Here is a 23,931-nt window from a genome sequence, read left to right on the forward strand (position 1 = left end):
CTGTGACAGATCACCTGCCCGTTCAGCCTTACCCCTTGATTCCGCCGACGGTCAAGCCTTCCATGAAAAAGCGCTGGAAAAATAAGAATAGAACTAAAATAGGCAAAATGGCTAGTACAGCTCCCGCGATCAGCGCCTCGTAGTTATTTCCCAAAGGGGAGACAAAGGAAGCCAGCCCGATCGGCAATGTGAATTGCTCGGTCGTCCGCAGCACGATCAGCGGCCACAGGAAGTTGTTCCAGCTGTTCATCGCCTGCAGGATGGTAATCGCCCCGAACGCCGGGGCCATCAGCGGCACCATAATTTTGAAGAAAATCCCGTATTCCGAGCAGCCGTCGATCCGGCCCGCATCCATGAAATCCTTAGGCAGGCCAAGCGCAAACTGGCGGAAGAAGAAAATCGGCAGCGGCGCGACGATAAAGGGCAGAATGACGCCCCAGATCGTATTGATCAGCTTCAGGGAAATCATTAACTTATAGAGCGGCAGCAGAATAATTTCTACGGGAATCATCATCACCACGAGCACCAGGGTAAAAATAAGATTCCGGCCCCGAAAGCGGTACATCCCCAGCCCGTAGCCAACCATGGAAGAAAACAGCAGGCTGAGCAGGGTGAACAGAACGGTAATGATCAGACTGTTCTTATACCATCCAAAATAATTGCCCGCCGCCCCCAGGCCGGAAAAAATGCTTTTATAATTGTCAAGACTCATCAGATTAAAATCCAGCCGGACATTCAGGCCGTAGCGGAATAACTCTGTAGCCGGCTTCAGGGAGGCAAGGAACAAGGCATATAACGGAAATAACATCAGAGCGGCCAGCATCACAAATAAAAGCACTAGCAGCAGGGAGGGGACGCTGAATTTGGTTTTCTCTGTAGTCTGCATGCGCTATTCCTCCTTCTTAAACATGCCGGTGAGCGTTAATTGCAGCAGGCTGACCAGGAGGGTAATCCCCAATAAGGTGATCCCAATGGCCGAACCAAAACCGAGATTGAAATATTGAAAGCCCTGCTGATAGATATAACCGACAATGGTAAGGCCGATGTTCTGCGGCGAAGGTTTGCCTGCCCACAGCATATAGCTCTCGGTGAACATGGCATAACCGCCATATATAGTGATCGTCACGACATAAATCGTGATTGGCTTCAGCAGGGGAACAGTGATCCTGATCAATTTCCGGAAGGCTCCGGCCCCATCGATTTCAGCCGCCTCGTACAGTTCGCCGGGGATGCTCTGCAGTGCGGACAGGAAATATAAAATGTTGATGCCGATCCACCTCCAGCCGGCCAGTACAAGCAGGGCAAACATTCCCAGGCTGGAGCTGTAGAGCCAGCGCTGGCTGGATATCCCGAAAAGATGCAGAACCGAATTCATTAATGCGCCGTCAAGCTCGCCAAAAATGAGGCGGAACACCACACCTGCGACGACTACGGATGTAAGCGCCGGAATAAACAGGGTAGATCTGAAGAAATTGCTCCACGGCATCTTTTTCGAATTCAGCAGAACAGCCAGAATCATCGGCACGGGTATCAGCAGCAGCAGTGTCCATACGGTGTAACGGCTGCTGTTGTAGAGTGCCGCTCCGAAATCCTCATTCCAGAGCGCCCGATAATTATCCAGTCCGGTAAACGTAACTTCTCCCGGGAGCACTTCCTGAAAGCTCATCACTCCCGCGTTGATCAGCGGATACGCAAAGAAGACGGCGAATGACAACAGAAACGGGAATACGAACACATAGGGTGCCAATTTTTGCGAATTGCCCAGCTGGTAGCTCCTTCTAGGGTTTTTGGTCAACTCTCTTTCTATCTGCATAACCAAACCTCCACTCTTTTCTGTGGTACATGTGTACGGTAAGTATATGGCTGTGAAGGGAGCGGGCTCCCTTCACAGCCTGTGCACGCTTTCATATGTGCTTTTATTTCAGGCTGGCCTGCACTTCCTTGAGCACCTGTGCCGGGTCCTTCATGTCGATGAAGATCTGCGGCATGGCTTTGTTGCGGATCGCATCGAACACTTCAGGTGACTTCTCACGGATATGGACGGGCGCAATTTCATCCTTGACGCTAAGCAGCGTATCGAAGATATCCGTACCAAAATAATCGGTGAATTTGTTCGACTCCTTCATGGCCGGGTCACTCCATACATCCGTGCGGATCGGATCAAAGCCAAGCTGCTTCCACACCTGCAGGTTGCCTTCCTTTGACAGCTTCGCATAGGCCAGGAACTCCTTGATCAGACCGGGGTTTTTCGCCTGATTAGTGATCGAGGTAGCGGTTCCGCCCATCCCTGCCGAACGGTTGCCGCCTTCTTCCCAAGCCGGCATAGGCCGGATGATGATATTCCCCTTGAGGTCCGGCATATGGTCGGTGAAGCGGTTCATGAACCAGAAAGGCATGAAGACCGATGCCGCGCTGCCCGAATCCATATAACCGAAGTATTCTTCTGTGTCATGGCCGGCACCCGGAGCGACTGCAGCCACGCCTTCCTTCACCATCTTCTGGAAGAATTCCATCGTCTTCACATTGACCGGCGTATCCACGGTAACATTGCCGTTCTCATCCACCTGGTCGGAGCCCTGCTGGCTGATCGCCGGCCACCAGGACCAGTTGCCGTTGCCTTCAAAGGTGATCATCGGCTTGCCTGTCTTGTCCAGTACCTGCTTGCCTGCCGTTTCGAAATCAGCCCAGGTCTTGATGGTGTCCGGATTCACTCCTGCCTGGTCAAGCATTTCTTTGTTGTAATACATCACGGTCGCACCTACATGGTAATCAATGCCGTAATACGTATTGTCTTTGCTATAAATCTCAACTCTTGACTTCACAATGTTTCCAAGCTCGGGTTCCACAATGTCATTCAGGGACACGAGCTGTGGTGTTCCCTTCATGAAGTTCGGGAATTTGCTCTGTTCAATATCCACCAGATCCGGTGCGCCTACCCCCGATTGCAGGGCAACGAGCAGCTTGGTATGCATGTCGTCATAGGGGATGGTCGTTGCCTCCAGCGCAATGGCCTTGTCCGGGTGGCTCTCGTTCCAGCTGGCCGCCATGCTCTCATAAAACTTCTGATGCGCGTCCACAAAGGTCCAGAACACTACCTTTTCCGCTTCGGCAGGAGGTTTTGCTGTTTCACTGCCTTCAGTTGCCTTGCTGCCGCTGTTGTTTTGTGCCGGCTGATCCGACGGGGATGTCTCTGTATTCCCGTTTCCACCGCAGCCGCTGAGCCCCATAACCAGAATCAACAATAATACCGTCGTGCACAGAAATGCTTTTTTCATTCAGCTTCCTCCTTGAATGATATATACTTAGCCCTTGCGGGAATAAGCCAGCCATTACCCTTGCGCCAAAGGACCGGGCCCGGAAACCCGTTTCATTCTATCAGTTTTTCAACATTTCAGAAAGCGCTTTATTAATAATAATACATGTTGTATCATGAAAAAAAACGCAGGATTCCAACCTTATTTTTAATCATTTCAACCTGCTTGGAGGAAATTTAAGATGAACTCGCCTATTCTCCACTTTATCTCGCCGCCCATCCCCTACTTCGTTGATTGCGGACATGCCACCTATGCCTCCGGGGATCTTCATATCAACCGTAACTGCATCGGTGTCTTTGATCTGATCGTTGTGCTGAAGGGAACTCTTCCGGTCGGTGAGGACGGCAAGGTGTGGGAGCTGCATGAGGGAGAAATTCTTATTCTCCGTCCTGACGGCCACCACTACGGCTCCGCACCCTGCACCGGGGACACGAAGATCATCTGGATTCACTTTCAGACTTTTGGCAGCTGGAAGGAATGTGCCAGTATGGACGAATGTCTGGACAATCAGGGGGAGCTGATCGAAAGCCACAAGCAAAAGGCCTACCTCAATCATGCCGATGTCTGCTCCATTTATATTCCCAAGCATATGAAAATCACGGGAAAAGCGATGGAGGTGCTGGACCTGTTTTTTGAACAGGAGCATGAGCCGCAGTCCCTGCGCAACTGGAAACGCCAGGCTTCCTTCCAATCCTTCCTCCAGCACCTGGACCGTGATCTGGCCTCCCCCTCCGATGCCACCGCCATTCAGCTGGCCGAGAAGGTAGAGCTCTTCATCCGCCATAACTATACACGCGACATCAACAACCCTATGCTGCAGAGGGAACTCAACTACCACCCGAATTATTTGGCCAAAAGCATGCTCAAAGCCTACGGCATGACGCCTATGGCTTATCTGCAGAATTACCGCGTGGAACAGTCCAAACGTCTTCTGTTGCAGACCTCCTGGTCTGTAACCCGGATTGCCGAGGAGGTCGGGTTTCATCACGTTTCCCATTTTTCCTCTTGCTTCTCCAAAAAAGAGGGACTCTCTCCCTCAGGCTTCCGCAGCAAATTTATTCAGAAGCGCTAACCCGCCGCAGCCGGGTTGTATTCACCTCCATGTTTCCATACATGATTTGGTTTGCCGCGGCCTTCCGATGGAAATAATCATACTGACGGCATGCGAAATCAGATCATATGGAGCGGATACTGTGCAAAAAATTTCTGCCTATCAGTTATTTACCATAACCTTTATTTTCCAGTTGGGGACTACGATTATTTTTGGCTTTGGGGGTACGGCCGGCCGGGAGGCGTGGATCGCCGAACTGATTTCCTGTTCTCTGGGGGTAATCCTTATTCTGATCTATACCGCTTTAATGCGGATGAATCCGGGGCTATCTCTTGTGGAGTGGTTTCCTGCACAATTGGGCCGCTGGATCGGCACACCCATAGCATTTTTATACCCTCTATTGTTTCTGTATACTGTAGGACGTGTTGTTGCGGATATTAGAGATATGGTTTCAACAACCATTTTAAACAACACACCGCTGCTCCTGATCACAGGGCTGTTTGTCATCATCATCGCCTATTGCGTTTATGGCGGCGCTCTGATCATTGCCCGGCTGGGAGAAATATTTTTCCCCATTGTTATCCTCATCTTTAGTATTGAGATTATCCTGCTTTTCAGCTCCGGGGTCATGCATATCAGGAATATACAGCCGGTGATGGAACACGGATTTGGCCCTATCTGGAACGTAGTCTATCCAGCCGGTATCACTCAACCCTTTGGAGAGACGCTGGCTCTTGCCATGATCTGGCCTCTATCCAAAACCCCCTCAAAAGTGATGAAGATAACGGTTCTCTCCACTTTGCTGTCAGGAATCATGATAGCCTGTCTAGATATATTTGTGATTTCCGTTTTTGGGGGCGTCTTTTCGCGTTTCCTGTATCCCCTCTACACCTTATTGAGTTTAATCAGTGTCGGAAAGTTTATTGAAAACCTGCAGATGTTCGGAGTGCTTTATTTTTTAATGACGGCATTATTGAAAGGTGCCATTTATATGTATGCCGCGCTGAAAGGGGTCCAGCAATTGACGAAGTTGAAGAGCTACCATACACTAATGATCCCCGGATGCATCATCGCATGGCTGCTGGGAATGACAATGTCGCGAAACATCGCTGAACACATTTATTATCATCATTTTAAAATACTGGTTCCCTATGTGTGGGTCCCCTTGTTTATTATCCTGCCAACGGTCCTGCTTCTGGTTGCCTGGTTCCGGCAATTCAAGAAATGAATCTTCACCGTTTTATTTCGTCATCCATTAAATGCACCGATGGCCCTGTTACACCTACCCGCCGGACCTTCAAATCTGCTTTTACAAATATTTCAGCTTTCGAAAACTCCTGATCCCATTTATTCTTCAAGGATTTCCACTGTGATGGAATTTTATTGTGAATGTCATCCCCGAATCCAAAGACATCTGTCCCATACTTTTTTTGCACTTTGGTAATGGTTCGAAGAACCGATTCTTCAATATGTTTGTTGAATGTGTCCTGCAGCAGGTTTACATTGCCCGTTTGTGTCAGGTCCAGACGTGTATTGTTTTCACGGATGTCTCCTTTCCCCGTTAACGTGACAAAGATTTTTATCTGGTTTCCGCGGATTACAGGCTGAATCTTGCTGCCCGGATTAATCACCTCCATACTGGCGTTTCCTGTTTGATCCGGTATTTGGGTGGTAATGGTCAGCTTCTGCAATTTTCCGGTTATCCATCGCAAAGCCCGTGCTTCTGTTACATCCAGGAATCCCACCAATTTCAGGTCCTGATCAAAAATCCCTGATCCTGCAATACGGAAGCCTTCTGCATCCACTTTTTCGGATTGATCCTGGTCCTCTCCTTCCTGTGATAAATCCGAGTTCAAGCCGCTTACCAGGACAGGGACGGTCGGACTGCTTCCTTTGCTGCTTGCTGATACCAGAAAATTTATAAACCCCATCTCCATTAGCGTTCCGATCTGGTCATATTCCCCTAAAGCCCCGAGACCAGGTATAGTTTCCAGCGGATACGATATGTTCAAAAACTCCCTCGCCGTACTTCCCTTGACAACAAACAGATCGGTCCGCAGTTTGAGGTTCGGATCCCGGGTATAGGTATCTAGTACATCCTTAATTCCGTGTCTGGCCAATGACTCTCCAATTATAATGACCCGCCGGTGACCGCGGAATACCCTCCGGGAAAGTTTGGTCTGCATCTGCTGCACAGCATCCAGCGTGTTCATGCCGGAGCTGGTTACGACAAAAAAAGGTTTCTCCTTCCCTCCTCCTGGTTTACCGCCGCTTTGTCCACCGCTGATTTTTGACGGGACAATGACCTGCGCGCTAATCATTACATCACCGTCCTGCCCTTTATCGATCCCCCAGGCAAGTTCAATAGCAAGCTCGTTTACCTCTGTACTGTCCCAGCAGCCTGAAGTAAATATAAGTGAGAGGAGCAGGCAGGAAGAAACGATCCGTTTTTTATTCATCTGTCTCCCCTCTTTCGATTCGGATTGGGCTGCTGGCCTTTGGGGATGCGCCTTCTGTTTGCCCCGGAGAGGTATGCCGGACGCACATTCATGCTCCATCGGGGTGCGCGGACAAATACATCCTTCAAGCCCCGGAGGGCTTGTGGAGCGACCGGGCTCATATACGGAACTCCAAATGAATTTAGACCCAGAAGATGTATGATCATAATGAATAATCCGCAGATTACACCGTATAAACCCAGCACCCCCGCCAAAATCAGCATAGGAAACCGGAGCATCCGGTACGCAGTCCCAAAATTGTATCGCGGAATAGCAAATGAGGAAATCCCCGTTACGGCTACCACAATCACCACAGGAGCAGATACGATACCCGCTTGCACAGCAGCTTGTCCAATGACAAGCGCCCCGACAATACTGACAGCTGAACCAATGGCCTTGGGTAAACGAATCCCCGCTTCACGGAGCCCCTCAAACATAAACTCCATCAATAAGGTTTCAACAAAGGTTGGAAACGGGACGCCTTCCCTGGAATCGGCAATACTGATGAGCAGGTTGGTTGGAATGAGCTGTTGATGGAAGGTTGAAAGTGCAACATACAAAGACGGCAGCAGCAATGACATGTTGACCAGGGAATAGCGGATCAATCGAATAAAGGTATTATAGATTGACCGTTCGTAATAGTCTTCTGCCGCCTGTAATCCAGTCCAAAAATTCATCGGAACGATCAGCACAAATGGAGTATTATCTACCATAATCGCAATTTTGCCCTCCAGCAGACCTGCGCTCACGACGTCAGGGCGTTCGGTATTTTGAATTTGCGGAAATGGAGACCAAGGGACATCTTCGATAAATTCTTCAATAAAATCCGATTCCATGACTCCGTCAATCTCGATTTGCCTGATTCGATTACGCACTTCCTCCAGGACGGTATCCGAGGCAACTCCATGAATATAAGCAATTACGACTTCCGTCTGAGAGAATTGACCCACTGTAACGGATTCCATTTTCAGCTCCACACTGCGGATTCGTCTGCGGATCAGGCTGGTGTTGGTTCGTAAGGTTTCTGTGAAGCCGTCTCTCGGTCCACGGACAGAAACCTCAGCCTCCGGTTCTTCAATCCCGCGTTTCTCAGACTTTTTGAGACCCGCAAGTAAAACCTGCTTTTCTCCTTCAACCAATATGGCGATATTCGCCTTCAATATTCCATCGGTCACCTCATGAAGCGCAGAAACCGTCTGAACCTTTGCAATGGCTACAAGCTGCTGCTCAATGATTTCTCCCGGCGTGTAAGCGTGGTTCAACCCGTCAGTGTTCTTATCAGACAGGATGGGTTGCAGCACAACCTTTTCCAGGTTTTGTGTATCGGTCAATCCGTCTATGTAAACCAAAAGGACTCTCGGATCGACGTTGAATGTCCGAAATACGATATCGGAACAATCCTGAAAAATTTCTCTAAGTGTCTGTTCGTTCATTGCGAGGTCAGTGCTCCATTCGGTAAAACGCATAGCTACCCTCCATCTTTTTCAAAAGATGCCTAATCTAATTTCCCGATGCTTATCGCAGAGAACTGCTTTAAGATCTCGATTGCCTTATGCGAATCGCCTTGTTCGCAAAGAATAATCAGCATGACAACGGCTTTTGTACCTGCCGCTGTAGGTTTCAGCCCTTTTCCGGCTATAAGAAAGAGGATCAAACTGGCGCACACCCCTAACGCCAATCCGATAAGGCCCCACGGAATAGGCCCCCACCTCAGTTCAAATCCGAAGGAAGCGCCCAATACTGCAAAGATGGTGCCCAGAATTGCAGCCATATCGATTACGCTAACTCCCTCGGCCCGGCAGATGGACTCGGACAGGCTTATGCTGCGCGTTATCGGTTCCATTGGAACAGCAGCTATGCTCTCTCTGCCGAACCCATCCTGTTCCAAAGCCAGAATTGCCAATTCCACATACACTGAGGACTCAAAAGAAGAGAACACATGCAATTAAGATCCCTCATTTCCTGTCGATTCAAGCAGCTTATAGCTCCGGGGCTGAACATGTTCCCGGAGAAATCGAAGCTGCTCCTGCTCGTACAATTTGTTATGCTGGACTGCTATTTTGTACGACTCATAAGCCGCAAAACAAAACATCGACGGATAGTAACAGATCCATTCCGGATCAAGTACAGCCTGGGCTTGCCCGAAGGAACCGTTAATCATATATATACAGGCTTCAACAAGATGTGAATAATAAGAAATGAAGATGCAGCACACGAAGAGAAATGATCCGCTCAGCAATTTTTGCAAATATAGATGGCCCAAGCCCGGGAATAACAAGGACCAGACCAGAGCAACCTCCGGCAGCCGCTTATCCAGCATATTCAGGCTCACCCCGTTCATCTTGAATAGCGTTATAGGTGCAGCCTCACGTTCAGCCAGCAAGCAATGCTTGTTCAGATCGGCCGTTTTGCGGTAACTGTCCCATATGCAATAGATGTAGACGGGAATATATAGAAGCAGCCATCTTGGGTTCAGTACGCCTTTCGCGATATCAAACCTTCCATTAAAGGAATAAACCATCGCTTTGTTAATCCCTGCACCGTTATTAATCACGATTTCCCAAACAATTAACATAAACCCCTTCAAATAATATCCCAGGTTCAGATGGCCAAAACCGGGAAAAGCCGCCGACCACCACGCCACAACCCAAGGGTTCCTTAAATAGATATGGTTGTTATTGTATATCGCCATATAGCTGTTATACCTGCGGATATGCTTTGCTTCCGTTTTATGCTCCACCTGGATTGCCCCCGCTTAATATGTCTTTTTAACCTCTTCCCTGCGGTTCCTCTGCCACCGGCTCCTTGCAAATGCCATACGGTACAAAATAAGTTGAATACTTATCAGGAACAAGTAGATGGGGAAGGAATAACCGGTATAGTAGCCGTGTTTGTAATGGAACACTCCAGCCTTAGAGGCCAGCCATTCGAACCCGACAGACACCGCCGCCCAGAAGAGAATATACACAACCGTCATCAGTTCGAACATCCGCAGCCGCTCATAACCGTAAATGAACAAATACCCAAACGGCGAATACATCAGATAAGTAAAAAAATCAAACAGCTGGTAGGTGGACTGGTCTCCCACATCGTAAAAATCAAACGGCGGCAGCCCGATCGAATGGTCGATAATGTGCCCGAAGGTAATGCCAATAAGCAGATTAAAGATTGTCTGGGCGGGAGAATATCGCCGGGGCAACAACCAGGCCACCGCGAAACCCAGGACAATAACCCCGATGACGAACCACTCATTCCCGTTAAAATGATTGTCATAGACGATTTTCTCCATCAGCGCATCCACCCTTCCTTTGAAGCGATTCGTTGAAAGAGACGCCCCATCAGCAAAGCATAGATCATTAAGGTTATGATCATCACCGCCTCCAAACCTAAGTTCCACCCCGTATAGATAAGTACGGAGTTCCACCTTAGCAGCGCTCCAGTGAACATTTGGAAGAGAAAAGCATAGACCGATATTCCCCAGCGGATACTGGCTTTGGAGGTAGTTAAAAACACATTGGCGAAGGTAAGAAGGACAAATGCAATGGTGATGTCATTGTGCATGATCATGGACAGGTAGTGAGGGATACTCCTTGTATTGATTTGGAGCAGATTTAGATTGTAAGTCAAAACCGTTAATTTGTTGATCAGCATAATTTCAATAACCATAAGCAGAAGAAGGTTGGCCACCAGCGGCAGCTTACTCGGCAGGCAGGCCATAACCCCAATACAGAACCAGGCAAACACGAGAAATATGATGACGACCAACGTAAAAAGCCTCCCCTTCTCTGTCAAGCTTTGACTTCTAATTTTCCCCATACACATATGGACTATGCACGAAAAAAAGAAGAGCGGAGGCCGTCATGGACTCCACTCTTCTATCTTCTGCTGATATGCTGCTCGCTGATCCGCTTCAATCTATTTTCGCTCCATAAGAGCGCAGGAACAGGACAGCCTGCTCCATATCCATCCGGACGCCGGTAACATCCAGAGCTTTCAAATTCATCCCATCCAGCTTGGCTCCCCGCAGATCGGCCCCCTTCAGCTTGGCCTTGCTCAGCGATACCCGCGTCAAATCACAGTCCCGCAGATCAGCCTTTGTCAGATCACTCTCCGAAAGATCAGCTTCATGGAAACGGACCCCGCGCAAATCCTGCTTTCCGAGCTTGGCATACCGCAGATTCGTATACGACCAGTCGCCCTGGCTTAGCGTAATGCCGTCTATCTGAGCGCCCGAGAAGTCCGAGCCGGTCATTTTGCAGGAGATAAATTTGGTGACGAAGAGATTGGCACCGCTGAATTTACAATTTTCGAACGCGGATTCAGTATGGATAGAAGCGTTCAGGGCAGCGCCTTTAAAATCACATTCTATGAAACGGCAATGGCTGGTATCGATTTCTTCCATTGAGGTATTCATGAACGTGCAGTTTGTAAACGTGCAGCGGATCAGCTCCCCATAACGTAAATCATGCCCGTCAAATCGGACATCCACAAATTCCCGGTCGTTGTACTGATACATATGATTCCTCCGATAATAAAAAGTTCAACACATCCTTAATTTTAACATATGCATGTCAAGTACATTTACCAGTTTGTGTCATTTGCTGAGTGATTATCGGATGAGGTTTCCCCCCTGAATTTTTTTATATAGCCGGTTTGCTTTGAAGAAGAAGAATAGATAAAGAATAATTACCGTGGGCAGGAGGTATATGCCCAATCCCCTGAAAAGGGCAAACGGTGTTTCGAACAGAAAGGCCCGCCAAAACGAACTGCCTGTCTTCTCCCATAACCCGGGTGTCAAATAGAAGGCTTCAGGATTCAGCAGAGCGGACGGCTTAAAAGTGCCTGTTGTCCCCAGCGCTACACAGACAGGAAAATAGGCCACCGAAATCGAGAGCCACATCTTTGACAGACGTTTATACCGCCCGGCTTTGGAATCGGCATCCGAAAAAATATCCTCGCTCCCCTGACCGCTCACCTTCCTGAAGTATTGATACCCCGAAGACTTCGAGCCCTGGATATGCTTCCAGCCGCTGTCCTCAAAGAGGGCCCGGTAATCCTCGAAATCCGCTTTTCTGGAAAAAGGACGGTAATCCATTTTAATGACAGCATCCTCTGGTTCAGCCTTTTGAAAATGGTAGCAGATAGACTTCCCCACAAATTCCCAGCCCTGTCTGGCCATATGATTCAGCCATTTCTCTTCTTGGTCAAAATTCAAAAAGAACTTAAATTTCCGCATTACGTTCCCTCCCGTCTGAGATCCAGATTCTCCGTGTCGTTTCGATCATATGGTTCATCCGTTCGAAGTCAAGGCTTAGAACCGCTCTTCCTGCTTCCGTAATAACATAGACCTTGCGGCGGCTGTCGACACTGCCAACAGGTTCAATGAACCTCAGCTTAATCAGATTCTCTATCGCGCCATACAGCGTTCCCGCTGCCATTCGCACCTGCCCTCCGCTCAGCTCCTCTACCTTCTGAAGGATCAAATAGCCGTGGGCCGGCTCATGCAGAGCAAGCAGGATATAATATACCGTTTCCGTCAGCGGCAGATGTTTGTCTCTCCCCATACCTCTTCTCCTTTATTTGAAATGAATCCGGGTACTCCGGGTACTCCAAGTGCTCTCAATAATTCAGTAGAATCATTTATATAGAGTGAACTAAAGATATTTACATTAGGGACTTCGTCAGGACTACGGAGAATGTTTGGACTTCCGGCCGCTGCCCATCTGCAGATTTCTTGATTATTACCGCTCTTCGCGGTGGAAATCCGCAGACAAAGGCGGACGCATTCGCTCCTACAGTTCCAAACTTCCCCTCCATCCCTTTTCCCTTTTGTTCGTTTTTCAAGTTCGCTCTATATAGCCATGAACTACTTAGTTCAACTGTATAGTTAAACTATATACAATTTGACTGTATATTTCAACTGTATATTTACCCTTACTGTAGAAAAACGGATGTATTCGCCACACAGCCCAGTTTTGTTGAATTCAAAGGTACTTATACCTCTCATTTTGTCCAGCAGCTCGCTTTTCCCGATTTCAAAGGTACTTTTACCTCTCATTTCATCCAACAGCCCACTTTTCCCGATTTTAAAGGTACTTTTACCTCTCATTTCATCCAACAGCCCACTTTTCCCGATTTCAAAGGTATTTATACCTCTCATTTCACTTTACGCGATCATTGAGACTGCACACGTCGTAAACTCCACTTCTCGAAGCATGCCTAACGTTGAGATGGCTTTAACCCCCTAATCAGCACAAAAAAGCAGCTATCCCCTCAAAAGGATAGCTGCCTAGCCGGCAACCATACATCTTGCATATGGAGCAATAACCGGTTTAATTCTCCAGACCTGCTGATGGCAGGAACTGAAACCACCTGAGGTCGAACCGGCTGCCTGGCAGGAACAAGAACGTTACGGTCTGTTTCCCGCTTACCGGCTCCAGGACAAATTCGCGTTCCGTGTAGCTGCTGCTGCCGGCAAACTCTACAAGCTGCTTGGATTCGCCGCCGGGACCGCTGAACAGCAGGTGAAGCGTGTTGTTCTCCAGCGGAGAACGTCCGCAGATGACGATCCGCGGGCTGCCCTCTTCCCCGAAGTCCATCCCCTCAAAAATAAGCGAGACATTGTTGCCGATGCCTTCAATTGCTGCCTCCGTCACGGTGTAGGCATCTCCATAAATCCGGCTGTTCTCAAGTGCGCTCAAGCGCTCATAAGCCTTGCGCTTTTGGATAAATTGAAAGCCCTTCAGATGGATCTTCCGCCGCAGGACAAAGGACAGGGACGTAACGCCTGTCAGACGTCTGGGCAGCTTATAGGTTTCTTCCTGATAGACATTCCACCTGGAAGGCTTCTGATAGCTTACTGTGATCAGCAAGTTGGCTCCGGCCTCGCCCGCAATGCCTTCCCAAATTTCAACCGGGAACTCCTCATCGTCCAGAGAGAAGATCGGAAGGATGATCTCATCCGCTCCATAGCCGCCAAAATCAATCCGCTCGAAACAAATCCGGCTCTCCCCTTCCCGCGCGGTAGCTACTCCCCGTTCATTTCCGTTGGTCAGGTTCGTGCTGGCACCGCTGTGATAGCCGGAGGATACAAATTCATACGGGTCCAGATATGCCTGCCCCAGCCCGGTAAGCTTGAACTCCATATGGGAATACAGCCTGATCCCATCAGCGCCGTTCGCGGTCCCGCAGCGGACGTACACTTCGCCATCCCCCAAGCCGGTAATGACGGCTTCGCGGCCTTTTACTTCAATAGAAGCGATATTGGCACCGATCCCCGCAGCGGTGGTAATCCGCCACTCTACAGCCTGGTATGCGGCATTCTCCGGATGCAGCTTTACGCAGACCGGGAGCGAAGAACGCTCCGGCGTCAGGATATTGCCCCCGGGGCAGATGATTTCCAGCTTGCGCACAGGAATTTCCCCAGCCTTCCTGCTCTGTTCCTCCCCGGATTGTCCTTCCAATGAACAGTCGGCATACAGGAACAGCTCATCTTCATTCTTTGCATCCGGCGCCGGAGCAGCCGCCTGCAGGATAAGCTCGGCGGAAGCAACCTCCGGTGAAGATGCGCGCAGGGTGATGGTGCCAGGCTCCAGCGTGCCGGCAATAACCGCAAGCAGTTTGCCGCTGAACAACCGGCGGCTCACGCCTTTGTAAGGATCATAGTCGGTGCTGTCCCCGTTATCCAGTCCGATCAACCGTCCAGGCCCTTCTACGCTCAAGTGAATCCGGTTGTTGGCATTTTCTACAGGAAGTCCCTGCCTGTCCGCTGCGGTAACCGTTACGAAGATCAGGTCCTGGCCGTCCGCCGCCAGTACGTGCTTGTCCGGCGTGAGAACCAGGGAAGCCGCATCACCGAATGACGATCTCTGCGCCGAAGCAATCACGTTCCCCTGTTCATCATAGGCAACGGCACGAAGCACACCCTCCGTATACGGCAGCTGCCACTCGCCCAGCAGCTTGCCGCCGTGGGCATGGTCAATGTCATAGATACCCTGGGATATGTCATTGAAGAACAGCTCGATCCGCGGGGCATTGGAGCATACCCGCACATCAATGAGCTGCCCCTCCGAGAAATCCCAGTACGGGAAGATATGGATCATCGGACGGGTTCTGTAATCGGTCCATTCCGCCTGGTAGATGTAATAAGCATCCTTCGGAAAACCTGCCGTGTCCAATTGTCCGAAGTAAGAATTCTTGGTGTGGTACGGTGTCGGTTCGCCAATATAGTCGAACCCTGTCCACAAAAACTGCCCCAGGGAATATGCCGCATCCCGGTCAGACGTGATGCAGGCCTCCGTGCTTGGGGCGCCCCAACTGGTGGAGCTGTTGCCCAGAGACGAGCACTGCTGGTCATCGTCGGCCAATACCGGCTGGGCCAGCGGAAAGTGATAGACCCCCCGGCTTTGCACGGTAGAACAGGTTTCACTGCCGTAGATGATCCAGTCCGGATGTTCCTCATGCTGTCTGTCATAATATTTCTCGCCGTAATTGTATCCCGCCACCTTGACGATATCGGCACATTTCTGCGCATTTTCCCATGGCATATAATTAGAGCCGATGGTAACAAAAGCATTGACCCGGGGATCATGGGCCAGCACTTCATCCCGCAGCATCCGCGTCAGCTCCTGCCCGCGGGCACCGGCATGGGTATCGTAAATCTCGTTGCCGATGCTCCACATGATCAGGCTGGGGTGGTTGCGGTCACGACGCACCCAGCTGGCCACATCCTTTGTCCACCACTCCGGGAAAAACCGTGCGTAGTCATAAGCGGTCTTGCTGCGCTCCCACATGTCGAAGGCTTCCGAGACGATCAGCACACCCATCTCATCCGCCAGCTCCATCAGCTCAACGGCCGGCATATTATGCGCTGTGCGGATAGCGTTAACCCCCATCTCCTGCAGCAGAACGAACTGCCGCCGCAGCGCAGCTTTGTTGACGGCTGCCCCCAGGCAGCCCAGATCATGATGCTGGCACACGCCATAGAGTTTGACGTGGCGCCCATTCAAAAAGAAGCCCTTCTGGCTGTCCAAGGCCACAGTGCGGAATCCGAAGGTCTGCTCTTCCACTTCGGTTGTCTCGTCCTGGTCCCACAGCTCAGTACGGAGGGTGTAGAGATGGGGACTGGCAATATCCCAGAGCTGGGGCCGTTCTACGGTCAAGCGGCTGTGGGTATGTACAGGCTGATGTCCGGCCTCCGCATGAACTACGGATTCCTCCTGCCGGATCACTGTTCCGCGCGCATCCAGAATGGTGTGCCGCAGCTTCAGCCCGGAGGGTTCCCGGCCTTCCTCCACCCGCAGCTCACAATCCACATCCACCGTCCAGCACCCGCCCCCGGCAGGCCGGGCCGAAATATAAATGCCATCCGGTGCAATATGTGTCTTCTGAGTGGTCTTAAGCCACACCGGACGGTAAATTCCGGCCCCCGAATACCAGCGGGAATTGGGAGCTTCATGGATGACCCTCATATAAATCATATTGTCTCCCACGGTCAGATAGGGGGTAATATCGAATTCAAAGGTGGAGTATCCATACTTCCATTCACCAGCTACATGTCCGTTAACGTATAGAGTAGAGTTCATATATACGCCTTCAAAACGCAGGGACATTAACTGGTTGGCAGGCACTTCATCCAAGCTGAGAACGGTCCGGTACCAGCCCTCTCCGTTTTCATAGAGCGCATGAGTGTTGTAGATCAGCCAATCATGAGGCAGCGATACCGGCATCCATTCCGTGTCCGCCGCCACGTTTGCCAGCTTTGAACCCAGCGGCTGCTTGCTGAAGTCCCAGCCTCCGTTCAGTTTTCTTTTGATACTCATGGATAAGGGTCCTCCCGTGTGTGTTATGAAATCGATCAGCCCTTCAATGCTCCTACCATAACGCCCTTCACAAAATATTTCTGCAAAAACGGATACAGCAGCAGAATCGGTGCCGTCGTCACGATAATGGCCGCATATTTCAGGGTTTCGGCTACATCGCGGCTCTGGATAAGCGTCGTAGTGCCCAGCATGCTGGCATTGTCATTCTCAAGAATAATGTTGCGGACCACGAGCTGGATCGGAAACAGATCCTGATCCCGCAGAAAAATCATCGCATTGAACCAGCTGTTCCAGTGGCCCACGCCATAATAGAGAATCAGTACGGCGACAACCGGCATGGACAGCGGCAGGAAGATGCGGAACAGAATCGTGAAATGGCCGGCGCCGTCCAGGAAGGCGGACTCCTCCAGCTCCTTGGGGATCGCCATAAAATAGGTGCGCATAATGATCAGATTAAAGGTGCTGACCGCCGTAGGCAGAATCAGTGCCCATAAGGAGTCCAGCAAACCGTAGGATTTGACGATCAGATAGAATGGAACCAGTCCTCCCTGGAAGAACATCGTAAACACGATGAAGAACATGATCGGCTTTTGCAGCAGAACCCCGTCTCTGGACAGAAAGTAGGCCCCGAGCGAGGTCAGCGTCATATTGATCCCCAGCCCGACCACCAGAATAAAAAACGTATTCTTGAAGCCCGAGAGGATCACGGGATTGTTAAGCACCGCCTTGTATCCCTCCAGGGAGAAGCCCTGCGGCCAGAGCAGAATGCCATCGAACGAAATCAGCCGGTTCCCTTCGCTAAGGGAGGAGAACAGAATATACAGCATGGGATACAACGTCAGGATAATCATCAGCACCATTACAATTACATTGCATATATCAAAAATACGTTCACCGAGTGACGTTTTAATCATCGTTGTCCCCCCCTTACCAAAGACTGTTTTTAGTAGCGCGTTTACTGAAGGAATTGGCAAGCAGCAGCAGAGTAAAGTTGATGACGGAGTTGAACAGCCCTACCGCCGCACTGTAGCTGTAGCTGAATTCCAATATCCCTTTCCGGTAGACAAAGGTTGAGATGACATCCGCTGTCTCATAGATGCTGGCGCTGTACAGGAGAATGATCTTCTCGAAGCCGACATTCATAATGTTCCCGATGGCCAGAATCAGCATAATCATTACGGTTGGCAGAATGCCCGGCAGTGTCACATGGCGGATCTGCTGCAGCTTCGTTGCCCCGTCTATCTTGGCGGCCTCATACTGCTGCTGGTCAATCCCGGTGATGGCCGCCAGATAGATAATGGTGCCCCATCCGATCTGCTGCCAAATTTCACTGACGATATAAATGGGGCGGAAGGACTCCGGCTGCTGCATAAAGGAGATCCGGGCACCGCCAAAGAAGGCAATGACATCGTTAATCAATCCATCGGATAAGGTAAAATAACGTATGATTCCCGCCACAACCACCAGCGTAATAAAATGCGGCATGTACGTAATCGTCTGAGTAATCCGCCGGAAGATTGGACTCTTCAATTCGTTCAGCAGCAGCGCCAGAATAATCGGTGCGGGGAAGCCGAACAGCAGGTTGAAAAAACTCAGCAAAATTGTATTTTTGATGACGCGAAAAAAATAAATGCTGGAGAAAAACTCCTCAAAATGCTTGAATCCCACCCAATCACTGCTCAGGATGCCTTGGGATGGAACAAACTGCTTAAACGCAATGACCGTGCCATATAAAGGTACATAATGAAATAATACATAATAAATGAGTACAGGAAGAATCATCACATACAGCCATTTATTGCGCAGTAAGTCTTTTTGCAATCTGGTTTTCAGCATATCTTTCTCTCCTTTGCCGCGATGCTCTCAATATCAAGGGCCGCCTATAAGTGCTCTATACAGCGGCCCTTGCTGTAACGGGTTCTAGCGTTTCATGTAACGCTCGTACGCTGCCTGCTGAATTTCCAGCGCCCGCTCAATCCCCATGTCCTTCATCTGCTGAACATATTTATCGTAATTCTCAACTGGTTCCGTCCCCAGAATAATCTTGAGCTCGGTTTCCTTCACAAGTGCATTGATGTCGTTCATAATGCTGCTCATCTCATCGGATTCCTCGGCTGTTGGTGTAATCGGCGGAAGCAGATGGCTTTCATGATTGGTTTTTTTCCAGATATCAATAGCCTCGCTGGTTTGTGCAAATTTGGCCGGCAGATCGTTGTCCTGTTGAATCATCGGGAAATTAGTGCCGTGCGAGTATTTCAGCATCACCTGGTCGCTGCCGAGCCCTTCCGGGTTGTTCACCACAAGATCGGTGTACTTGGCTTTACCGTTTTCCATCGTGTACGTGGTGCCTTCAATTCCGAACGTATTCAGCAGGCTGCCTTCCGGGGTATAGGCATAATCCAGCCAGCGCATAGCGGCTTCAGGATTCTTGGTTGTGGCCGAAATCGCAGCGGAGCTGGTACCCGCATAGGCGTTGTCAAGCTGGCCAAATTCAGGGGTTTGTCCCTTGGCGGCTGCAGGATAAGGGGCAGCTACAAAGCTGGCCTTTTTGTCGGTTTCCTGCATAGCTGAATTGTAGCTTTCGATATAGAACTGCCAGCCGATGGTGGCGCCGCTTTCGTTCGAGGTCATCTTTTTATCTACAGTAGCAGCATCAATGGAAGCGAAATCCTTATCGATCAGCCCCTCTTTGTACCACTGGGCCATCGTTTTCAGATAATCCTTGTAGCCCGGCTCCAGGTATCCGTATACCACTTTTCCGTCATTCACATAGAAGTTCCCCATTACACCAAAGGCCCCGGCAAAACCTCCGGTCCGTTCACCCAGAAACATCGTTCGGAAAGTTACCGGTGCGCTGGCGTTTTTCTTCTCTTTAAAAGCGGTTAATACGGTATGCCATTCGTCAATCGTTTGCGGAACCGTCAGCTTCAGCTCGTCCAGCCAATCCTTGCGGATAATCGGCCCGCCATAGACCCGTCCCGCTTCGGAACGGATGAACGGAAAGGCATAGTAGGTTCCATCGTCCGTTTTGATCATTTTGTCGATTTCAGGATGCTCTTCAAGTGTCCTCTTCAAATTGGGGGCATACTTATCCATCAGATCATTCAGCTTCAGGATATAACCTTGTTCTACCGCTTTATCGGGACCCCCCGGATACTGCAGCCACGTATTCAGGAAAATATCCGGCAGCTCGCCCGACGCCAGCATCAAGCTGAATTTCTGGTCCGTCATTGGCGTGCCGCCCAATTGCTTGATTTTAATTCCTGTACGTTTTTCATATTCATCATCAATCGGCAGACGTTCCGGGGTTCCGCCCAGCTTTTCATTCATAAAGGTGAGTTCTACATTTCCAGCCATCGGATAAGAGAAATCGGCTGCGGCTGCTTCATCTGATGCAGGACTAAAAGCGCTTTCATTATTTCCGCTGCTGTTGCTTGAATTGCTTGAATTGCTGCACCCGGCTGAGAGCAGTGTAAGACCGAATAGCAGGAGAAGGGATTTGTGGATTTTTTTCTTGGTAAATGATTTCATCAGGATGACGACCTCCATATAGTGATATTTAACCGGCTTGATGCCTCTACAATGTAAGCTGATTCTTGTATGCAAGCAATGTGCAATATGCAAAATCCATTGATCAAAACGCAAAAAGAGGATCAGCATTTTGTGCCCTATCCTCTTTTGCGGAAATGGTCTAGCCCATTCACTTATTGCAGATTCTTAAAACGGCCCGGCGTGATGCCTTCATATTTTTTGAACACCCGGATGAACGCACTGCTGCTGGAGAAACCGACACGGGCGGAAATCTCCTCAATGGTGATGCCTTCCTGCAGATAAGCTTTGGCCGCTTCTGTGCGGACCTGGCTGATATAATCATGCAGGCCTTGTCCGGTCTGCTCCTTGAACAGCTTGGAAACATACTGGGGGGTAATGCCGAAATGGGCGCCGATCATCGATACACTGAGGTTAATGTCCGCATAATTGTCTTTTACATACGCCGATACCTCTTCTCCGATTCCCGTATTCGAGATCAGTGTGAGCTTCTCATTCGCCATGCCGCAGGCCATCGCCGTCAGCTCCATCAGCTCCTGCCGGAATTCCCCGCGTGTGGTGCAGACGAGCAGCCGTTTCATCGGACGCCATTCCTCCCACAGCTTCGACCGCTGGGTTTCCTGGGGAACCGCCTTCATGATCGAGCTGGTCATATCAATCATCGCATACCTGACAAGCTCCACAGAAACCTGGGAACCAAAAAACCGGGCAAGGATGTCATCCACCATCCCGGAGGCCTTCTCCAGCTCCCCGCTTTTTATCAGGTTGATGAAGACCACCTCATCATTGAGGGAGAGGTAATAATCGGTCGGCTGCGGTTGAATCTCCCCATACCAGACCGGACCATTTTCCTCCAGAACCAGCCGGTATTCCTGAGCCTCCAACGCCTGAAGATATCCCTGGTGCAGGCTGTTCAGTCCGGTGTGCCGCTCGCTTCCGGCCATCACGATCTGCAGACGGTATTTGTGCGCGATGAACTCCATCGTTTGGGCCAGTGCTTCCTCCATATCCTCTTTCCAGCTGTCTGCACGGCCGGCCCGAATGTTCACCACAGCCGCCAGCATCCCGTCCATTTCAGTGAAGCTTAAGCCATGATGCCCGCCGGTGAAATCCTTGAGAATATTAGAAACAATAAAGTTGGCCAGGCTTGGCGAAGGCCCGCCTTCGCTGCTCCCCTGAATATAAAACAGCAGCACGGCAAAGTCCTCCGATTCCCATTCGAAGTGATGCAGCCTGGCCGCTTCCCCTACGGTTAAGCCATCTTCAATTTGCCCCCGGAGCAGGCGTGATAAATAATAGGTCTGCAGCACGCGCAGCTGCCGGAATTGCCGGCTGTTAATATCATCTCTTTCCCGGATCGTAGCCAGCGCGCTTTCTCTAATAAAAGCAAACTCATCCAGCACCCGCCGGGACTGTTCATCCTTGGCCCCCGAGAACAAGTTCACCAGCTCACGGACCGGGTTATAGTTCTTGCGGGCAAAATAGGAAATCACGCCGCCCCCGATAAAAAAGCAGAGCAGCAGTCCGATCAGATTCAGATTACGGATTTCCCGCGCCTTTTCCCAGAATATGCTCGACGGAAACACGCTTATATATTTCCAGTCCGTTGTGTCTGAAGCGATGAAGGATACCATGTTTTCTGTGCCGGCAATATCGATAAAAGAAGTCCCCGCACCCTTCCCGCCTTCTTCGGCCCAAGGCACGCTTTCCAAGCCCGCCATACTGTTATTTTGAAATAAAACTTGATGATTCCTGTCTACGATATATACATCGCCATTGTTGACCCAGTCCACATTTTTGAGCATATTTTGAATTTTGCTGCCGTTCAGCGGAAGGATGAGAGCTCCCCTGAGCGTATGCTCCCCTCCGGCATTGGAAAAAGGTTTCATTAAAACGACATTCGTCCCCCAGCGTTTAAATTCAATCAGCGGAAGCGCATCTTTTCCCTTCCCAGCATCTCCCTTAAGCGCAGACAGCCAGTCCTCATAAGACAGCCCGATCATCTGGCGGTTGATTTCATAAAAGGTTTTACTGTCTGTATAGGTTTCATCCGTCAGCACTTTGTCCAGAAGGCTGGAATACAAATAGATCCCGCTAACAAAGTCATTGGTGGACTTATATTTGCTCAGCTCCTGCCGGGTTTTGTAGATCTCAAACGCCTGTGTGCCTTCTTCCCCGGGAGTCAGATTAAGGTATTTGTTCACATCATTATGAATGGACAATTGCATGGCCAGCTTTTCGGCCTGATTGATCTCGCTGTCAACCGTGTTCTGCATCTGCTTCAGCATCGCATGACCCGCCCGCTCAATCTCGTATTCGACAATTTGCTTCGTCTGCAGATAGATGATAGCGCTCACAACAAGCGGAATCAGCATAATTACGGCATAGGAGACAATCCATTTAAAGGCCACGCTTTGGCTGAACATCAATTTCTTGTGCTTCATCTTCTGCACTCCCTTAAGGTGACTTTGCCTCTACCCTTGCTAGAATACTACTATATGTTATAAGGGACCCGGAGGGCAATCTACAATATGAGCCTGATCGACCATTTGCAAAAAACCTCTTTTTCCGCAAGAAAAAGCAGGGAGGCTTAGGCTCTCCCCGCTCTTTTTGCCTCCAAAGAGGTTTCGATCATTATAGAACCCGGAACACCGGCGGGTCCGCAATAAAATGAACCGGCACACCGGGAAACTGCGCGGACAATAGCCCGGCCAGATGTTTCATACCGGGTGCTTCGCTTTCTGCATGGCCCAGCATGATCAGTGCCTTATTCCGGCCCTGACGGGCAGCGTCCCGTATGTACTCCGGTGTCTCCCATTCCGGTCCTTCCCCGGCGATGATGACATCGAGGGAATCTTGATCATACAAGGGAATTGCCGTAGAGCCGCCCCCTCTGTAGCCAACGAGTATCCCCACTCTTGCACAGGAAGCGGACAGATTTCCCGCAACCCGCACGCAGGGAATGTGCAGCCGCCGTTTCAAATGTTCCGCGATTTCTTCAACCTTCATCTCAGGAAGGGTCAGAATGGAAACCGCCGGCCGGTGCTCGGCCACATATTCCTGCCAGCCCAGCTCCCGGAGAAGCCCGTCCATGATCCCATCCGGTGTGTAGCGGTGCAGATAATCATGGAAACGGTAAATCCCGAGGTCCGAGCCAGCAATCAGTTCAGCTTTTTGCCTATACACCGGGTCCTGCTCCAGCTCAGGCCCATGCTTCTGGTGGCTGTAAAATACACCTTCGTGCGTGATAATCAGGTTCGCTCCAAGCGCTATGGCCTGTTCGATAACAGCCTGTGAGGCCGAAAAAGCCGTAACAACTCCCCGTACCGGGGTCTCCGGGCACCCCGTCTCCAGCTTGTCCACGGTCTGTTCCGGCCCGGCGGTTCCGGCTGTCAGGTAACTGATGACTTGTCCGAACGTGAGCATGATCATATCCTCCTTGTATGAATTGGACTTGAAAGGACTTTAATGGAACTGAAAGGATTTAATAGACTTGAATGGACTTCAATGATGATGCATCTGATGGGTGACGCAAAAGAGCGGTATGAGCAACCACTGCACTTTGTACAGCAGATGACTCCAAAATTGAACGAAAAACTAAATCTATTGCACTTTGTACAGCAGAACCCCCTGGAAAAGCTTCTTTTGACCCAAAATCCACAAATCAATTGCACGAAATACAACAGAACGTAATTCCA

At 50.1% G+C, this 23,931-nt stretch carries 21 protein-coding genes; 2 read left to right on the plus strand and 19 right to left on the minus strand.

Features of this window, described 5'->3' with window-relative positions:
• Positions 1 to 28: 28 nt before the first annotated feature.
• The 3 genes from PRIO_RS23810 to PRIO_RS23820 all read right to left on the minus strand — a co-directional run bounded on the left by PRIO_RS23810 (position 29) and on the right by PRIO_RS23820 (position 3,275).
• Positions 29 to 886, minus strand: coding sequence for a carbohydrate ABC transporter permease (locus PRIO_RS23810; RefSeq protein ID WP_020429054.1), 858 nt, complete (start codon positions 884 to 886; stop codon positions 29 to 31).
• Between the two features lie 3 nt (positions 887 to 889).
• Positions 890 to 1,813: a carbohydrate ABC transporter permease gene (locus PRIO_RS23815; RefSeq protein WP_020429056.1), complete on the minus strand. Its 924-nt coding sequence runs from the start codon at positions 1,811 to 1,813 to the stop codon at positions 890 to 892.
• 103 nt (positions 1,814 to 1,916) lie between these two features.
• Positions 1,917 to 3,275: an ABC transporter substrate-binding protein gene (locus PRIO_RS23820; RefSeq protein WP_020429058.1), complete on the minus strand. Its 1,359-nt coding sequence runs from the start codon at positions 3,273 to 3,275 to the stop codon at positions 1,917 to 1,919.
• A 220-nt stretch (positions 3,276 to 3,495) separates the two neighbouring features.
• Here PRIO_RS23820 and PRIO_RS23825 point away from each other — a divergent pair, with 220 nt between their 5' ends.
• Both PRIO_RS23825 and PRIO_RS23830 read left to right on the plus strand, forming a co-directional pair.
• Positions 3,496 to 4,386, plus strand: coding sequence for an AraC family transcriptional regulator (locus tag PRIO_RS23825; protein WP_020429059.1), 891 nt, complete (start codon positions 3,496 to 3,498; stop codon positions 4,384 to 4,386).
• Positions 4,387 to 4,507: 121 nt separating this feature from the next.
• Positions 4,508 to 5,593, plus strand: a complete 1,086-nt coding sequence (locus PRIO_RS23830) for a GerAB/ArcD/ProY family transporter (RefSeq protein WP_020429060.1) — start codon at positions 4,508 to 4,510, stop codon at positions 5,591 to 5,593.
• 4 nt (positions 5,594 to 5,597) lie between these two features.
• Here PRIO_RS23830 and PRIO_RS23835 read toward each other — a convergent pair whose 3' ends face one another.
• The 16 genes from PRIO_RS23835 to PRIO_RS23910 form a co-directional block, all read right to left on the minus strand.
• Entirely contained in the window at positions 5,598 to 6,824 is a 1,227-nt protein-coding gene (locus PRIO_RS23835; protein WP_020429061.1) for a Ger(x)C family spore germination protein, read from the minus strand.
• Positions 6,821 to 8,329, minus strand: coding sequence for a spore germination protein (locus tag PRIO_RS23840; protein WP_046504985.1), 1,509 nt, complete (start codon positions 8,327 to 8,329; stop codon positions 6,821 to 6,823). Before PRIO_RS23840 ends, PRIO_RS23835 begins: the two co-directional genes overlap by 4 nt.
• A gap of 29 nt (positions 8,330 to 8,358) precedes the next feature.
• Positions 8,359 to 8,706 carry a hypothetical protein gene (locus tag PRIO_RS34070; protein WP_167345659.1) on the minus strand — a complete coding sequence of 116 codons (348 nt, stop codon included), beginning with the start codon at positions 8,704 to 8,706 and terminating at the stop codon, positions 8,359 to 8,361.
• 102 nt (positions 8,707 to 8,808) lie between these two features.
• Complete coding sequence (locus PRIO_RS23850) at positions 8,809 to 9,603, minus strand: hypothetical protein (protein WP_020429067.1); 795 nt, start codon at positions 9,601 to 9,603, stop codon at positions 8,809 to 8,811.
• Positions 9,604 to 9,618: 15 nt separating this feature from the next.
• The gene (locus tag PRIO_RS23855) at positions 9,619 to 10,152 is read right to left on the minus strand and encodes a hypothetical protein (RefSeq protein ID WP_020429069.1); all 534 of its coding nucleotides are present in this window, start codon (positions 10,150 to 10,152) and stop codon (positions 9,619 to 9,621) included.
• Entirely contained in the window at positions 10,152 to 10,628 is a 477-nt protein-coding gene (locus PRIO_RS23860) for a hypothetical protein (protein ID WP_231869743.1), read from the minus strand. Before PRIO_RS23860 ends, PRIO_RS23855 begins: the two co-directional genes overlap by 1 nt.
• Positions 10,629 to 10,773: 145 nt before the next feature.
• Positions 10,774 to 11,379 (minus strand): pentapeptide repeat-containing protein, encoded by a 606-nt coding sequence (locus PRIO_RS23865; RefSeq protein WP_020429074.1) that lies wholly within the window; start codon positions 11,377 to 11,379, stop codon positions 10,774 to 10,776.
• A 93-nt stretch (positions 11,380 to 11,472) separates the two neighbouring features.
• On the minus strand, positions 11,473 to 12,099 hold the full coding sequence (locus tag PRIO_RS23870) for a DUF2812 domain-containing protein (RefSeq protein WP_020429076.1): 627 nt from the start codon (positions 12,097 to 12,099) through the stop codon (positions 11,473 to 11,475).
• Positions 12,086 to 12,427 (minus strand): PadR family transcriptional regulator, encoded by a 342-nt coding sequence (locus PRIO_RS23875; protein ID WP_020429079.1) that lies wholly within the window; start codon positions 12,425 to 12,427, stop codon positions 12,086 to 12,088. Before PRIO_RS23875 ends, PRIO_RS23870 begins: the two co-directional genes overlap by 14 nt.
• A 323-nt stretch (positions 12,428 to 12,750) precedes the next feature.
• Positions 12,751 to 13,023: a hypothetical protein gene (locus PRIO_RS36200; protein ID WP_046504990.1), complete on the minus strand. Its 273-nt coding sequence runs from the start codon at positions 13,021 to 13,023 to the stop codon at positions 12,751 to 12,753.
• A 172-nt stretch (positions 13,024 to 13,195) separates the two neighbouring features.
• Positions 13,196 to 16,684 (minus strand): glycoside hydrolase family 2 TIM barrel-domain containing protein, encoded by a 3,489-nt coding sequence (locus PRIO_RS23885; protein WP_046504993.1) that lies wholly within the window; start codon positions 16,682 to 16,684, stop codon positions 13,196 to 13,198.
• Positions 16,685 to 16,719: 35 nt separating this feature from the next.
• A complete protein-coding gene (locus PRIO_RS23890) occupies positions 16,720 to 17,598 on the minus strand; it encodes a carbohydrate ABC transporter permease (protein ID WP_020429087.1) in 879 nt (292 codons plus the stop codon).
• A gap of 13 nt (positions 17,599 to 17,611) precedes the next feature.
• Positions 17,612 to 18,520 (minus strand): ABC transporter permease, encoded by a 909-nt coding sequence (locus PRIO_RS23895; protein WP_020429088.1) that lies wholly within the window; start codon positions 18,518 to 18,520, stop codon positions 17,612 to 17,614.
• An 84-nt stretch (positions 18,521 to 18,604) separates the two neighbouring features.
• Positions 18,605 to 20,233: an extracellular solute-binding protein gene (locus PRIO_RS23900; RefSeq protein ID WP_231869744.1), complete on the minus strand. Its 1,629-nt coding sequence runs from the start codon at positions 20,231 to 20,233 to the stop codon at positions 18,605 to 18,607.
• Positions 20,234 to 20,388: 155 nt separating this feature from the next.
• Complete coding sequence (locus tag PRIO_RS23905; RefSeq protein WP_020429091.1) at positions 20,389 to 22,677, minus strand: AraC family transcriptional regulator; 2,289 nt, start codon at positions 22,675 to 22,677, stop codon at positions 20,389 to 20,391.
• A 190-nt stretch (positions 22,678 to 22,867) separates the two neighbouring features.
• Positions 22,868 to 23,662: a Nif3-like dinuclear metal center hexameric protein gene (locus PRIO_RS23910; protein WP_085981588.1), complete on the minus strand. Its 795-nt coding sequence runs from the start codon at positions 23,660 to 23,662 to the stop codon at positions 22,868 to 22,870.
• Positions 23,663 to 23,931: the final 269 nt, after the last annotated feature.

This window comes from Paenibacillus riograndensis SBR5 (genome assembly GCF_000981585.1).
Classification (GTDB): Bacteria; Bacillota; Bacilli; order Paenibacillales; family Paenibacillaceae; genus Paenibacillus_AQ; species Paenibacillus_AQ riograndensis.

Coding starts and splice junctions, on each gene's coding strand:
- PRIO_RS23810 (WP_020429054.1), bottom strand. CDS start 886: ATGCAGACTACAGAGAAAACCAAATTCAGCGTCCCCTCCCTGCTGCTA.
- PRIO_RS23815 (WP_020429056.1), bottom strand. CDS start 1,813: ATGCAGATAGAAAGAGAGTTGACCAAAAACCCTAGAAGGAGCTACCAG.
- PRIO_RS23820 (WP_020429058.1), bottom strand. CDS start 3,275: ATGAAAAAAGCATTTCTGTGCACGACGGTATTATTGTTGATTCTGGTT.
- PRIO_RS23825 (WP_020429059.1), top strand. CDS start 3,496: ATGAACTCGCCTATTCTCCACTTTATCTCGCCGCCCATCCCCTACTTC.
- PRIO_RS23835 (WP_020429061.1), bottom strand. CDS start 6,824: ATGAATAAAAAACGGATCGTTTCTTCCTGCCTGCTCCTCTCACTTATA.
- PRIO_RS23840 (WP_046504985.1), bottom strand. CDS start 8,329: ATGCGTTTTACCGAATGGAGCACTGACCTCGCAATGAACGAACAGACA.
- PRIO_RS34070 (WP_167345659.1), bottom strand. CDS start 8,706: ATGGAACCGATAACGCGCAGCATAAGCCTGTCCGAGTCCATCTGCCGG.
- PRIO_RS23855 (WP_020429069.1), bottom strand. CDS start 10,152: ATGGAGAAAATCGTCTATGACAATCATTTTAACGGGAATGAGTGGTTC.
- PRIO_RS23865 (WP_020429074.1), bottom strand. CDS start 11,379: ATGTATCAGTACAACGACCGGGAATTTGTGGATGTCCGATTTGACGGG.
- PRIO_RS23870 (WP_020429076.1), bottom strand. CDS start 12,099: ATGCGGAAATTTAAGTTCTTTTTGAATTTTGACCAAGAAGAGAAATGG.
- PRIO_RS23875 (WP_020429079.1), bottom strand. CDS start 12,427: ATGGGGAGAGACAAACATCTGCCGCTGACGGAAACGGTATATTATATC.
- PRIO_RS36200 (WP_046504990.1), bottom strand. CDS start 13,023: ATGAGAGGTATAAATACCTTTGAAATCGGGAAAAGTGGGCTGTTGGAT.
- PRIO_RS23885 (WP_046504993.1), bottom strand. CDS start 16,684: ATGAGTATCAAAAGAAAACTGAACGGAGGCTGGGACTTCAGCAAGCAG.
- PRIO_RS23890 (WP_020429087.1), bottom strand. CDS start 17,598: ATGATTAAAACGTCACTCGGTGAACGTATTTTTGATATATGCAATGTA.
- PRIO_RS23895 (WP_020429088.1), bottom strand. CDS start 18,520: ATGCTGAAAACCAGATTGCAAAAAGACTTACTGCGCAATAAATGGCTG.
- PRIO_RS23900 (WP_231869744.1), bottom strand. CDS start 20,233: ATGGAGGTCGTCATCCTGATGAAATCATTTACCAAGAAAAAAATCCAC.
- PRIO_RS23905 (WP_020429091.1), bottom strand. CDS start 22,677: ATGAAGCACAAGAAATTGATGTTCAGCCAAAGCGTGGCCTTTAAATGG.